Below are 12,793 nucleotides of genomic sequence, written 5' to 3' on the forward strand. Positions count from 1 at the left end.
ACCGGGGGAAGGTTCTGTCATGACGCAGATGCCGCAGCAGCACGACCCGACGTACCAGGCGCTCAACCAGCTCGTGGCCGCCGGACAGCTGTCTCCCGACCAGGCCCAGGCTGCGCTGGACGCCACGCGTGCCGGCGGAGGACGCGCGCCGTTCTTCGCCAACTCGTTGGTGCCGGTGTGGCTGCGTCCCGACGTACTCCTGGTGGTCTTCGGCACGGCGCTGCTCAGTGCGGCCGTCGCCGTCTCCACCGTGTGGACCCGCGAGGACGGCGACATCGACTGGTCGAACTACCTGGTCGGCATCGGTGCCACAGTCGTCCTCCTGGCCGGTGCCGCCGCCGGGTGGTTCCTCGTGCAGGACCCGGCGCGCAAGGCAAACCTGATGTCGTGGCCCGGTGCACTCGGGGCCATCGGAGTGGGCCAGATGATCGGCGTCGGCCTGGACGACAACGACTTTGCCGTCTACGGCGTCGGCGTGGTCATCGTGGCGCTCTGCGCCGGCGGCTACTACCTGATCCGCCAGCCCGCGTTCGTGGTCGCAGCCATCGTCGGCATCTTCCTGCTCTACGTGCAGGTCTTCGACGACACCTACGGCGTCGACGACATCGACGGCGACAACTTCGGCATCGCCCTCGGCCTCGTCGTCCTCGTCTTCACACTGATGATCACCGTCGCTGGATGGTTCCTGCCCACCCGTGACCTGACCGCGCTCATCGTGGGTGCCTTCGCGGTCGGCGCCTACGCGGTCACGCTGGTGGCGCTCGTCGCCATCGCTGCCGTGTCGATGGCGTTCTCCGGGTTCGACGAGATGGACGGAGGGGAGCCCAAGCAGCCGGACAACCCCTACACCAACGACGTGTGGTTCCTGCTCGTCTTCGGAGCGATCCTCACGCTCGTCTGGGCGGCCGCCTGGTGGCTGCGCGGCCACGACGGCTACCGCGTGCTCATCCTGGCGATGCTGACCTCGATCCTTCCCGCTGCCACGTTCGCGCTCGCGGTCGAGCACCCGACTTGGTGGGGTGTCGTGCTGGCCGCGCTCGGCGCCATCGGTCTCGCGCTGGCCGTCGGCCGGGCGCTGGGGATGCTGCCGAACAACCGCCAGGCGCCGGCCCGGCCTCCCGTCTGAGCAGACTCGTTCGCTTCCCGGCGGCGACAGGGACGAGGTGGCTTGTGCGGGCACGGCACACTGTCGGCTGCACCGGCTAACGTCGGCAGCCCGCACCTCGGCCATCTGGGAGGCCCCGCTTGAGCTTCGTCCCCGTCACCGGACCGGCGACCTTCCACGTCGCCGACCCGGCCCGCGACAGCGTGGTCGAGTTCAGTGACGACCGGCGCACGGTCAGCCTGCCGATGCGGGCCGCCCTTCCGGTCCTGACCCGGGCCCGCGGCCGCGACGACGTGCACCCGAGTGTGGGTCTGCTGGCCGGTGCGGCGCTGCTCGGCATGCAGTTCGTGGCTGCCGGCAAGCTCGAGCCCGGCATCGGCGGCTGGCGCATCGCGACGCTCGAGCACGCCGACGAGGAGCGGCTGCGCCTGCTCGCGGAGTCCCGCGACCACGACGGCACCACCGACCCGCTGGGCCTGGTGCGAGGCGTGGTGCACGCCGTCGCCGACGCGATGGCCCGCTCCGCCCCGTCCTCCACGTCCGTACGACGACCCGCGCGCCCGACCGGCATCGGCAGTGGAGGTCCCGGCGGCCTGAAGCGCAGGGCTCCGCACGCCGACGTCACCGCCCGCATCCAGGAGCGGGTGTCGCGGCTGGCCCGGCCCGACGACCTGCCCCACCTCGTCTCCCTGGGGCTGCGCATCGAGGCCGACGAGGAGGAGCTGATCGGCGGCTCCGTGCGCCTCGTGCTCCAGGTGCACGACGAGCAGAATCCGCTCCACTTCGCCGACGCCGCGCGGCTGTGGACCGAGCGCCCGGCCGACGCCACCCACGGTTTCGGCTCGCGCGCCCACATCCATGCCAGCCAGGCGCTCCGGGCCGCGGCCGAGGCCTGGCCGGTGCTCGAGCGACTCCTCGAGCTGCGCGTCCCCGACCAGATCACCCTCGACTCGATCGAGGTCGCCAGCCTGCTCGACGACGGGTTGAGCGCGCTCCAGGCCCGGGGGGTCGACGTGCTCTTCCCACGCTCGCTCGGGCGTGACCTGACCACCCGCGCGGTCCTTCGGCCCGGGGGCGGCAAGCAGGAGGAGCCGTTGGTCGACGGGCTCTTCGGCACCGACGCGCTGTTCAGCTTCAACTGGCAGGTGGCCCTGCACGGCGACCCGCTCACCGAGGCCGAGATGGACGAGCTGGCCGCCGCCACCAGCCCGGTGATCAAGCTGCGCGACAACTGGATGCTGGTCGACCCCAAGGTCGCCAAGCGGGCCAAGAAGCGGCTGATCAGCACCGCCAGGCCGGCCCAGGCCCTGGCCGCCACCCTGACCGGCACGATCGCCGTCGACGAGGTCGACACGTCGGTGATCGTCGGGGCGACGCTCGAGAAGGTACGCGAGCGCATCCGCACTGCCGCCACCCGCGATCCGCTCGCCGCGCCATCCGCGTTGCGGGCCACGCTGCGCGACTACCAGCTGCACGGCCTGACCTGGCTGGCCGAGATGAGCTCCCTCGGCCTGGGTGCCTGCCTGGCCGACGACATGGGCCTGGGCAAGACGATCACCGTGATCGCGCTCCACCTGCACCGACTCGAGTGCGGCCACACCGGACCGGTGCTGGTGGTCTGCCCGGCCTCACTGCTGGGCAACTGGGAGGCCGAGATCAACCGCTTCGCCCCCGGAGTCGACGTACGCCGCTTCCACGGCGGCCAGCGCACCCTCGAGGGGCTGGAATCGGGCTTCGTGCTCACGACGTACGGCACGATGCGCGCCGACGGACAGCCGAAGGGCAAGCGAGAGCTGGCCGGTGTCGAGTGGGACCTCGTGGTCGCCGACGAAGCGCAACACGTGAAGAACCCGCAGTCCTCCACGGCCCGGGCGCTGCGCACGATCGACGGCCAGGCCCGCATCGCCCTGTCGGGCACCCCGGTCGAGAACAACCTGACCGAGCTGTGGGCGATCCTCGACTGGGCGATCCCCGGGCTGCTCGGCTCGCGCAACGCGTTCCGCAAGGTGTGGGCCGGCCCGATCGAGTCCGGCCTCGAGCCGACCAAGGCGCGCCAGTTCGCCGACCTGATCGAGCCGTTCCTGCTGCGCCGTCGCAAGTCCGACCCCGGGATCGCGCCCGAGCTGCCGGCCAAGACCGAGACCGACCACCCGCTCCAGCTCACCCGCGAGCAGGCGGTGCTCTACGAGACGCTGGTGCGCGAGTCGATGGAGCGCATCGAGCAGGCCGACGAGCACGCCCGCCGCGGCCTCGTGCTCCAGCTGCTGACCGGGCTCAAGCAGATCTGCAACCACCCGGCGCACTACCTCAAGCAGGCCAGCTCCCGCCTCGCCGGTCGCTCCGAGAAGCTCGACCTGCTCGACGAGCTCCTCGGCACCGTGCTCGCCGAGGAGGGCGCGGTGCTGATCTTCACCCAATACGTGCAGATGGCGCGGCTGCTCGAGCAGCACCTGGCGCACACCGGCGTCCCGACCCAGTTCCTGTACGGCGGCACGCTCGTGCAGGAGCGTTCGGCGATGGTCGACCGTTTCCAGCGGGGCGAGGTGCCGGTCTTCCTGCTCTCGCTCAAGGCCGGCGGCACCGGGCTCAACCTGACCGCGGCCGACCACGTCATCCACTTCGACCGCTGGTGGAACCCCGCCGTCGAGGAGCAGGCCACCGACCGGGCCTACCGCATCGGACAGACCCGGCCGGTGCAGGTGCACCGGCTGATCACCCGCGGCACGATCGAGGAGCGCATCGCCGAGCTGCTGACCCGCAAGCGGGCACTGGCCGACTCGGTGCTGGCCCGCGGCGAGGCGGCGCTGACCGAGCTGAGCAACGACGACCTGCGCGACCTGGTCACCCTGCGGAGCACCGATTGAGCGCGGTCACCCATCCCCGGTTCGCCCCGCGCCGCTCGACCAGGTCAGCTCCGTGGTGGAGCAAGGCCTGGTCGCGGGCCGTCGAGGAGGCGGCCTACCACCTCACCGACCTGCGCACCGGCCGAGCCCTGGCCCGGGGCGGGCACGTCGGCGCGTTGACCCTCGACCGGGGCAGCCTCTTCGCCGCGGTGCAGCAGGGGGACGACGCCTGGACGGTCCAGATCGCGATGCCCACCCTGTCGGGTGAGGGCATCGCCACGTTCGTCGAGCTGGTGGCCGCCGAGTCCGGGCGCATCGCCCGGCTGCTCGACGGCGACCTCCCGCACCAGCTGGTCGAGGACGCCGAGGACGCCGGCGTCGAGCTGCTGCCGTACGGCGGGGAGCTGTCGGCCGAGTGCAGCTGCGAGGCGTGGGCCCAGCCGTGCGTGCACGGCCTCGCCGTGCTGACCCAGTTCACCTGGCTGATCGACGACGACGCCCTGGCCCTGCTCCACCTGCGCGGCCTCCCGCGCGAGGAGCTGCTCGCCCAGCTGCACGCCCGCCAGGTGCAGAGCGCCGAGACGGAACCCCAGTCAGCGGAAGGCGGCGCAGACCCCGAGCTTCTCGCGGATGTCGACGTGGGAGTCGATGCTGCCCTTCGGGCCGCACGCGTGTTGGAGCTGCTCGAAGAAGGCGCCGACGTCGACCACCTCCTCTGACCCACGAACCGTCAATCCTTGCGTCGCGAACCTGCAATTCTTGATGCGCGAGCCGTGGGTTCTGGACGTCCGAACCGTGGATTCTTGGTGGTCGGTTCAGGCCCAGGGGTCCTCGCGACGCCACACCGTCGGGAAGTGCAGGTCGACGCCGTCGGCACGCGCCAACGGGTCGAGCACCCGCATCGTCTCGTCGAGGTCGTCACCGGCGTAGGGCAGTGCCCGCATCGGCTCGTCGAGCGGCCTGAAGAAGTCGTCCCAGTGGATCAGGACCACGCGTCGGGCGCCCACCGCGCGCACCGTCTCCTGCCAGAACGTGGTCATGTACTCCTCGGACTGGACCCCGAGCTGACCGACGCCGAGGTAGACGACGTCCGCGCTCTGCTCTGCGAGGGCACCGGGGACGAACCCGGCGCTGCCCTGGACGAGCACCGAACGCCCCGACGCGTGCCGGATGAACGTCGACCACGCCTCGCCGCACTTGTACGCCGACGCGCGGGCCGGCGTACCCACGGGAGTGTCGATCGTGCCCGGATAGCGGTCCGGTGGGCAGTGGTGGCTCTCGACCAGGGTGAGCGTGAAGTCGCCGAAGGTCAGCGAGTCGCCCGGCGCCACCTCGTCGATGCGTGACTCGGGCAGTCCGTGGCCGCGCCCGATGTTCGCGGTCGAGGTGCCGCCGACCAGCTGCGCACCGGTGCGCTCAGCGACGACGGCGGAGTCCATCGCATGGTCGAAGTGGCTGTGCACCGGCAGTACGGCGGCCAGTCGGTCGACGCCGACCCGGTTCAACGCAGTGTCGATGCGTGAGTCGTCCGGGTTCAACGCGCGCAGCGCCACCCTGGGCAGGCTCGGCCGGCTGAAGAACCCGTCGGTCATCAACGAGGTCTCGCCGTCGCTGACCAGCAGGGTGGCCACTCCCAGGAAGGTCACCGAGAGGTCACTGTCCGCAGCAGGTACGTCGAACCGGTCGGCGTACTGGGCGAGGTCCGGGCGTCCGAAGCGAAGGCGCATGGCCCGAGGCTAGACCTTGGACCGACCGAGGAGGACCGTGTCGACGTCCTTCCGCAGCGGGCGTGCTGTCGGGTGTGCGTTGGGCTCACGGCGACGGCCAGGTCGGTGTCTCGCTGCATCTGCCGATCCGATTGGCCCCCTCTGCGGTCAGCATTCGAGGCCAATCGGCCCGGCCGACCGAGCGCGCGATGGACTCTCTGGGGACCTACGCGCGAGGCCGGGGATCCGCTCAGCGCCTGTCGACGGCTGGCTCGGGCTGGACGACGGGCCGGGTCAACCGCGGTAGACCGAGACCGCCCAGTCGGAGGCATCGGTGAAGGGATCGAGCTCCCAGGTGCCGAAGCGGTGCTCGAGGGTCCAACCGACAGCGGACGCGTCACGGTCGAGATCGGAGGTCGAGTAGGGCCGGTCGAGGTGGAAGCCGAACACCGCCCGGCCGCCCGGCACCAGCACAGAGGCCATCGCCGCCAGCACCCGCGGCTCGGAGCCCGGGTCGACGTAGACCATCACGTTGCCGGCGCACACGATCACGTCGAAGGTGCCGAGCGACGGCGTCAGGTCGACGAGGTCGAGCACTTCCAGGCGTACGTCGGGGTGCTGCTCGTGGCCCGCTTCGATCAGCAGCGGATCGGCGTCGACGCCGACCAGGTCGTGCCCGACCCGGGCGAGTGCGGCGGCGACCCGTCCGGCACCGCAGCCCGCATCGAGGATCCGGGAGCCGCGCTTCGCCATCGCGTCGGTGAACCTGGCCTCGCCGTCGACGTCCTTGCCCTGGGCCGCGATCTTCACGAACCGCTGGCTGTAGTCCTCACGTTGCTCGAGGGACCGCTCGTCGAACCACCTGGTGCTCACGCTCCCGAGTCTCCCACGCCGACGGACGGCCACCCGGCTCGGTCAGAGGCCGAGCGCGCGGGCGGCCATGTCCTGGAGCAGTCGGCGCATCTCCTTCTCCGGCAGGAAGGCGCTGTGCGGCGTCGAGTTGAGCAGGCCGAACGTGGCGTGGGCCCTGGCCCGGGCCGCGACCAGGGTCAACGAGTCGTCGGCCTTGCGCAGCTCGCCGGCCCACAGGTCGACGTACGACCGCTGGAGGGTGCGGACCTTCTCGCGCGCCTCGGCAGGCAGCGAGGCCCAGTCCCGGTCCTGTACGACGATCAGCGCCTTGTTGGCCAACGCGAAGGAGATGTGCCAGTCGATCAGCGCTTCCAGGGCCGAGCGCGGGTCGGTCGACGCGGCCACTCGAGAGCGCCCGACGCTGAGGAGCTCCTCGCTGATCGCGACCAGCATCTCGGCGAGGATCGCGTCCTTGGCCGGGAAGTGCTTGTAGAGCGCGGGGCCGCTCATGCCGCACGCTGCGCCGAGCTCGCCGACCGAGACCCCGTGGAAGCCACGTTCGGCGAACAGCGTCGCCGCGGTGGCGAGGATCTGTTCGCGTCGGCTCATGCGCGACAGAGTAGGCCACGCACTGTTCAGGACGACGAGGGTGCGCAATCCTCGGTTGTGTCGTAGCCTAAGCAACGGTTAATGATCATTAACCAACAAGATCTTCTGGGAGGGCACGTGACCGACACCGAGTCCGGAGGCCTGCGGGCTGCCGTCGACGAGCTGCGCGACCGCCTGGCCGCCGTACGCAACGACGGCGCCGGTGGCAACGAGGCGGCCCGCACCAAGCACACCGACCGCGGCAAGCTGCTGGTGCGCGAGCGGGTCAACAGGCTCCTGGACCCGGGCAGTCCCTTCCTCGAGTTCAGTGCCCTGGCCGCGACCGGCATGTACGGCAAGGAGGGTGACGAGAACGCCGTGCCCAGCGCCGGCATCGTCACCGGCCTCGGCCAGGTCAGCGGCCGCACCTGCGTGATCATCGCCAACGACGCGACGGTCAAGGGCGGCACCTACTACCCGATGACGGTCAAGAAGCACCTGCGCGCGCAGGAGATCGCCCGCGCCAACAAGCTCCCGGTCATCTCGCTGGTCGACTCCGGCGGCGCGTTCCTGCCGATGCAGGACGACGTCTTCCCCGACAAGGAGCACTTCGGCCGCATCTTCTTCAACCAGGCCAACATGAGCGGCGAGGGCATCCCGCAGATCGCCTCGGTGATGGGCTCGTGCACCGCCGGCGGCGCCTACGTGCCCGCCATGTCCGACGAGACCGTGATCGTGAAGAACCAGGCCACGATCTTCCTCGGCGGCCCGCCCCTGGTGAAGGCGGCGACCGGGGAAGTCGTCACCGCGGAGGACCTCGGCGGCGGCGACGTGCACGCCCGCAAGTCCGGCGTGGTCGACCACCTCGCCAACGACGACGCCCACGCGCTGGCCATCGTGCGCGGCATCATCGAGACTGTGCCGAGGCCCACCTCCACGCCGTGGGAGGTGCTCGAGCCGGAGGAGCCGCACGAGGCGCCCGAGACGTTGTACGACGTGGTGCCGAGCGACACCCGCACGCCGTACGACGTCCGCGAGGTGATCCGCCGCGTCGTCGACGCCAGCCGGTTCACCGAGTTCAAGCAGTACTACGGCGAGACGCTGGTCTGCGGCTTCGCCCGCATCTGGGGTCACCCGGTGGGCATCGTGGCCAACAACGGCATCCTGTTCAGCGAGTCCAGCCTCAAGGGCGCGCACTTCATCGAGCTGTGCAACCAGCGCAAGATCCCGCTGGTCTTCCTGCAGAACATCACCGGCTTCATGGTCGGTCGCGAGTACGAGAACCGCGGCATCGCCAAGGACGGCGCCAAGCTGGTCACCGCGGTGGCGTGCAGCGTCGTACCCAAGTTCACCGTGGTCATCGGTGGCTCGTTCGGCGCCGGCAACTACGGCATGTGCGGCCGGGCCTACGACCCGCGCTTCCTGTGGATGTGGCCCAACGCGCGCATCTCGGTGATGGGCGGCGAGCAGGCCGCGAGCGTGCTGGCCACGGTCAAGCGCGACGGCATCGAGGCCAAGGGCGGCGAGTGGTCGGCCGACGAGGAGGAGCAGTTCAAGGCGCCGATCCGCGACCAGTACGAAGCCCAGGGCTCGCCCTACTACTCCACCGCGCGCATCTGGGACGACGGCGTGATCGACCCCGCCGACACGCGCCGCGTGCTCGGCCTGGGCCTGGCCGCCGCCGCGCACGCGCCGGTGCCCGAGCCCTCCTACGGAATCTTCAGGATGTGAACAGGTGAAGACTCTTTTGATCGCCAACCGTGGCGAGATCGCGCTGCGCGTCATCGGCAGCGCCCGCGCCCTCGGCATCCGGACCGTCGCGATCCACACCGACCTCGACGCCACGGCGCCGCACGTCCGTGAGGCCGACCACGCCGTCCGGGTCGAGGCCTACCTCGACATCGACGCGGTCGTGCAGGCCGCGAAGGACTCCGGCGCCGAGGCCATCCACCCGGGCTACGGCTTCCTGTCGGAACGCGCAGAGTTCGCCCGCGCGGTCGAGCAGGCCGGGCTCACCCTGGTCGGCCCGAGCGCCGACGTGATGGACCGGATGGGCCGCAAGGACGCCGCTCGCGAGGTCGCGATCGCGGCCGGCGTGCCGGTCGTGCCGAGTTACGGCATCGACGACGACCCGGCCTCGATGAACTACCCGATCCTGGTCAAGGCTGCGGCCGGCGGGGGCGGCAAGGGCATGCGCATCGTGCGCGCGGCCGACGAGTTCGAGGCCGCGGTCGCCGCCGCGAAGCGTGAGGCCGCGAAGTCGTTCGGCGACGACACCATGCTGATCGAGAAGTACGTCGAGCGCGGTCGCCACATCGAGGTGCAGGTGATGGCCGACTCCCACGGCAACGTCGTCCACCTCTTCGAGCGCGACTGCTCCACGCAGCGGCGCCACCAGAAGGTGCTCGAGGAGGCCCCCGCGCCCACCATCGACGAGGCCACCCGTGCGCTGATCACCGGCGCCTCGGTCGCCCTCTCGAAGCAGGTCGGCTACGTCAACGCCGGAACGGTCGAGTTCCTCCTCGACGCCGACACCGGCGAGGCCTACTTCCTGGAGATGAACACCCGCCTCCAGGTCGAGCACCCGGTCACCGAGTCCGTCGTGGCCTGTACGCCGAGCGGCGACAAGGTCGACCTCGTGGCCGTGCAGCTGGCGGTCGCGTCGGGCGAGGAGCTGCCGTTCACGCAGGACGACCTCTGGCTCGACGGCCACGCGATCGAGGCCCGCGTCTACGCGGAGGACCCCTACTCGGGCTTCCTTCCCCAGGCCGGCAACGCCACCCTCGTGCGCTGGCCGGTGCCGCCGTTCGAGGGCACCCGGGACGGCATGCGCGTCGACGCGGCGCTGGAGAGCAACCAGGTCGTCTCCACCAGCTTCGACCCGATGCTCGGCAAGGTGATCGCCGTCGGCAAGGACCGCGAGGAGGCCCGTCGCCAGCTGGTCACGGCGCTCGAGCGCACCTCGATCCTGGGCCTGACCACCAACACCGGCTTCCTGCGCGAGATCGCCGAGAGCGACGCGTTCCGCGACGCGGAGATCGACTCGGCCTGGCTCGACCGCCACCCGCCGACTGCGCCGGATCCGTCGTTGGCCCGCACCATCGCGGCGTGGACCGACGTGGCGATCGCCCGCCTGGTCGAGAGGCCCGGACCCTTGATGGCCGACGGATGGCGTGACGGCGGCCCCGCCGTACCCACCCTGGTCGAGCTCGACCAGGTGGTCCGCGTCGACCGCGCCGCAGGACTGGTCGACGACACCCGTGTGGTCGAGCGCTCGATGGCCGACCACGTCGCCAGCCTGCGGGTCGACGGCCAACGCATCGACGCCGTCGTCAACGCCCAGGAGCACGGTATCGACGTCGCCCTGCGTGGGCAGCGCTTCAACTTCGAACGCCCCGACGTGTTCGGCGACCACGGGCCCGTGGTCGGTGACGGCACCCTGCTCGCCCCGATGCCCGGCACCGTCCTGGCGGTCAACGCCACCAGCGGCCAGGAGGTCAAGGAGGGCGACGTGCTCGGCACCATGGAGGCGATGAAGATGGAGCTCGCCCTCAAGGCGCCCTTCGACGGCACCGTCGTCGCCGTGCACCCGAAGGTCGGCGAGCAGGTGCCGTTGGGCGCCGTACTCTTCGAAGTGGAGGCAAGCGCATGAGGCAACCGCAACGCGTCGAGAGCTCTTCGCCGATGCCCGACCGGGTCACCATCTGGGAGGTCGGACCCCGCGACGGCCTGCAGAACGAGAAGGCGATCGTGCCGACCGAGGTGAAGGCCGAGTTCATCCGGCGGCTCCTCGACGCAGGGCTCCCGATCGTGGAGGCGACCAGCTTCGTGCACCCCACGTGGGTGCCGCAGCTGGCCGACGCCAAGGAGCTGATGGAGGGGTTGGCCAATCCGGAGCTGCCCGTGCTGGTGCCCAACGAGCGTGGCCTCGACCGGGCGCTCGAGCTGGGTCTCAAGCACATCGCTATCTTCGGCAGCGCCACGGAGACCTTCGCCACCAAGAACCTCAACCGCAGCCTCGACGAGCAGTTCGCGATGTTCGAGCCGACCGTACGCCGGGCCCGCGAGGCCGGCATGGACGTGCGCGCCTACGTGTCGATGTGCTTCGGCGACCCGTGGGAGGGCGACGTGCCGGTCGAGCAGGTCGTCGGCGTCGGCAAGCGGCTCTTCGACCTCGGCGCCAGCCAGCTCAGCCTGGGCGACACGATCGGCGTCGGCACCGCCGGCCACGTGAAGCGGCTGATCGGCGCCTTCGACGAAGCTGGCCTCGGCGTCGACCACCTTGCGGTCCACTTCCACGACACCTACGGCCAGGCGCTGGCCAACGCGTACGCCGCGCTCGAGGCCGGCGTGACGACGTTCGACGCCAGCGCGGGCGGCCTCGGCGGCTGCCCGTACGCCGAGAGCGCCACGGGCAACCTGGCCACGGAAGACCTCGTCTGGATGCTCCACGGACTCGGCATCGAGACCGGGGTCGACCTCGAGGCGCTGGTCGCGACCAGCACCTGGATGGCCGGACACCTCGGACGGCCCAGCCCCTCGCGGGTGGTCACCGCGCTGTCATGACGGGTGCGGTGCTGTCATGACGCGTGCGGCACAATGCCGCCCATGAGCAAGCGCAAGGTCTACCTGCACATTGGGGCGCCGAAGACCGGCACCACCTATGTGCAGGACAGGCTGGCGCTCAACGCCCGCGGCCTGACCGGCCACGGTGTGCACTTCCCGAACAAGCGGCTCTTCGCCGATCCGACCCTGTTCCACTTCCGTGCGGCCCTCGACCTCCTCGGCCAGGACTGGGGCGGACCCTCGGGGCACGCGGACGGCTCCTGGGCCACCATGCTCAAGCAGGTACGCCGGCGCAGCGGCACGGTGATCATCAGCCACGAGATCCTCGCGCCGGCACCGGCCGACAAGATCGCCCGCGTGATGAACGACCTGTCCGACAGCGAGATCCACGTGGTCTACAGCGCCCGGGACATGGTCCGCCAGCTGCCCGCCGCGTGGCAGGAGAGCGTCAAGCAGGGCCGGAGGTGGACCTTCGAGCGGTTCTTGGCCAAGGCCGAGCACGGCAGCCCCTGGTTCATGAAGGCCTTCGACCTGCCGGCCGTGCTCGAAGCGTGGGGGAGGAGCCTCCCTCCCGAACGCCTCCACGTGGTCACCGTCCCGCAGGGACGCACCGACTCCAACCTGCTCTGGAAGCGCTTCTGCACCGCGTTCGGGGTCGACCCGACGTGGGCGCCCCTCGACAGCGAGCGCTCCAACGCGGGGCTCGGCGTCGCCGAGACGGAGCTGTTGCGACGGCTGAACCGTCAGCTCGACCGCACCACCCGCAGCACGGCGTCCCACGACGAGCTGATCCAGACGATGCTCGACCGAAGTGAGCTCGGGCGGCGCCGGTCGCGCAAGGTTCAGCTCCCGCCGGCCCACTACGCCTGGGCGCAGGGTGAGGCCGAGCGGTGGATCGCGTGGGCCGAGCGCGTCGGCGTCGACGTGGTCGGCGACCTGGCCGACCTGCGCTCCGGAGAGCCGCCCGCGGACCTGCCGGAGGACCCCAACGAGGTCCGGGCCAAGGCGATCACCAAGGCCGCGGTCAGTGCGCTCACGGTGATGACCCGCGAGGCGGCCAGTCGTCCCGACCCCTCACGCGAGATCGGTGCCCGCCTCAAGGCGCGCGCCGAGCAGATGCGGCAGCGGTGACG

Annotated in this window: 10 protein-coding genes; 7 read left to right on the plus strand and 3 right to left on the minus strand. The window is 70.8% G+C overall.

Annotated elements, in window-relative coordinates:
- The first annotated feature begins 19 nt into the window (after positions 1-19).
- The 3 genes from ASD30_RS17895 (at position 20) to ASD30_RS17905 (ending at position 4,667) form a co-directional block, all read left to right on the plus strand.
- Positions 20-1,126, plus strand: a complete 1,107-nt coding sequence (locus ASD30_RS17895) for a hypothetical protein (RefSeq protein WP_056684405.1) — start codon at positions 20-22, stop codon at positions 1,124-1,126.
- Between the two features lie 119 nt (positions 1,127-1,245).
- Positions 1,246-3,969, plus strand: a complete 2,724-nt coding sequence (locus ASD30_RS17900) for a DEAD/DEAH box helicase (RefSeq protein ID WP_056684408.1) — start codon at positions 1,246-1,248, stop codon at positions 3,967-3,969.
- Positions 3,966-4,667, plus strand: coding sequence for an SWIM zinc finger family protein (locus tag ASD30_RS17905; RefSeq protein WP_056684412.1), 702 nt, complete (start codon positions 3,966-3,968; stop codon positions 4,665-4,667). The genes ASD30_RS17900 and ASD30_RS17905 overlap by 4 nt, the downstream gene beginning before the upstream one ends.
- Positions 4,668-4,763: 96 nt before the next feature.
- On the opposite strand, the gene ASD30_RS17910 is transcribed toward ASD30_RS17905, so the two are convergent.
- From ASD30_RS17910 to ASD30_RS17920, 3 genes are all read right to left on the minus strand, one after another.
- On the minus strand, positions 4,764-5,675 hold the full coding sequence (locus ASD30_RS17910; RefSeq protein WP_056684415.1) for an MBL fold metallo-hydrolase: 912 nt from the start codon (positions 5,673-5,675) through the stop codon (positions 4,764-4,766).
- Between the two features lie 273 nt (positions 5,676-5,948).
- Positions 5,949-6,527 carry a class I SAM-dependent methyltransferase gene (locus ASD30_RS17915; RefSeq protein WP_056684418.1) on the minus strand — a complete coding sequence of 193 codons (579 nt, stop codon included), beginning with the start codon at positions 6,525-6,527 and terminating at the stop codon, positions 5,949-5,951.
- Between the two features lie 42 nt (positions 6,528-6,569).
- Entirely contained in the window at positions 6,570-7,115 is a 546-nt protein-coding gene (locus ASD30_RS17920) for an SACE_7040 family transcriptional regulator (RefSeq protein WP_056684422.1), read from the minus strand.
- 117 nt (positions 7,116-7,232) lie between these two features.
- On the opposite strand from ASD30_RS17920, the gene ASD30_RS17925 reads away from it, so the two are divergent.
- The 4 genes from ASD30_RS17925 to ASD30_RS17940 are packed head-to-tail and all read left to right on the plus strand — an operon-like array spanning position 7,233 to position 12,791.
- Positions 7,233-8,825: a carboxyl transferase domain-containing protein gene (locus tag ASD30_RS17925; RefSeq protein ID WP_327152741.1), complete on the plus strand. Its 1,593-nt coding sequence runs from the start codon at positions 7,233-7,235 to the stop codon at positions 8,823-8,825.
- 4 nt (positions 8,826-8,829) lie between these two features.
- On the plus strand, positions 8,830-10,746 hold the full coding sequence (locus ASD30_RS17930) for an acetyl/propionyl/methylcrotonyl-CoA carboxylase subunit alpha (RefSeq protein ID WP_056684425.1): 1,917 nt from the start codon (positions 8,830-8,832) through the stop codon (positions 10,744-10,746).
- Positions 10,743-11,660 carry a hydroxymethylglutaryl-CoA lyase gene (locus ASD30_RS17935; protein WP_056684427.1) on the plus strand — a complete coding sequence of 306 codons (918 nt, stop codon included), beginning with the start codon at positions 10,743-10,745 and terminating at the stop codon, positions 11,658-11,660. The genes ASD30_RS17930 and ASD30_RS17935 overlap by 4 nt, the downstream gene beginning before the upstream one ends.
- Before the next feature lie 42 nt (positions 11,661-11,702).
- Positions 11,703-12,791 carry a hypothetical protein gene (locus ASD30_RS17940; RefSeq protein ID WP_056684430.1) on the plus strand — a complete coding sequence of 363 codons (1,089 nt, stop codon included), beginning with the start codon at positions 11,703-11,705 and terminating at the stop codon, positions 12,789-12,791.
- Positions 12,792-12,793: the final 2 nt, after the last annotated feature.

The sequence above is a fragment of the Nocardioides sp. Root140 genome, assembly GCF_001426745.1.
Classification (GTDB): Bacteria; Actinomycetota; Actinomycetes; order Propionibacteriales; family Nocardioidaceae; genus Nocardioides.

What these genes read in the sequence shown, in the direction of transcription:
- ASD30_RS17895 (WP_056684405.1), top strand. Translation starts at nt 20, where the DNA reads ATGACGCAGATGCCGCAGCAGCACGACCCGACGTACCAGGCGCTCAAC.
- ASD30_RS17920 (WP_056684422.1), bottom strand. Translation starts at nt 7,115, where the DNA reads ATGAGCCGACGCGAACAGATCCTCGCCACCGCGGCGACGCTGTTCGCC.
- ASD30_RS17935 (WP_056684427.1), top strand. Translation starts at nt 10,743, where the DNA reads ATGAGGCAACCGCAACGCGTCGAGAGCTCTTCGCCGATGCCCGACCGG.
- ASD30_RS17910 (WP_056684415.1), bottom strand. Translation starts at nt 5,675, where the DNA reads ATGCGCCTTCGCTTCGGACGCCCGGACCTCGCCCAGTACGCCGACCGG.
- ASD30_RS17940 (WP_056684430.1), top strand. Translation starts at nt 11,703, where the DNA reads ATGAGCAAGCGCAAGGTCTACCTGCACATTGGGGCGCCGAAGACCGGC.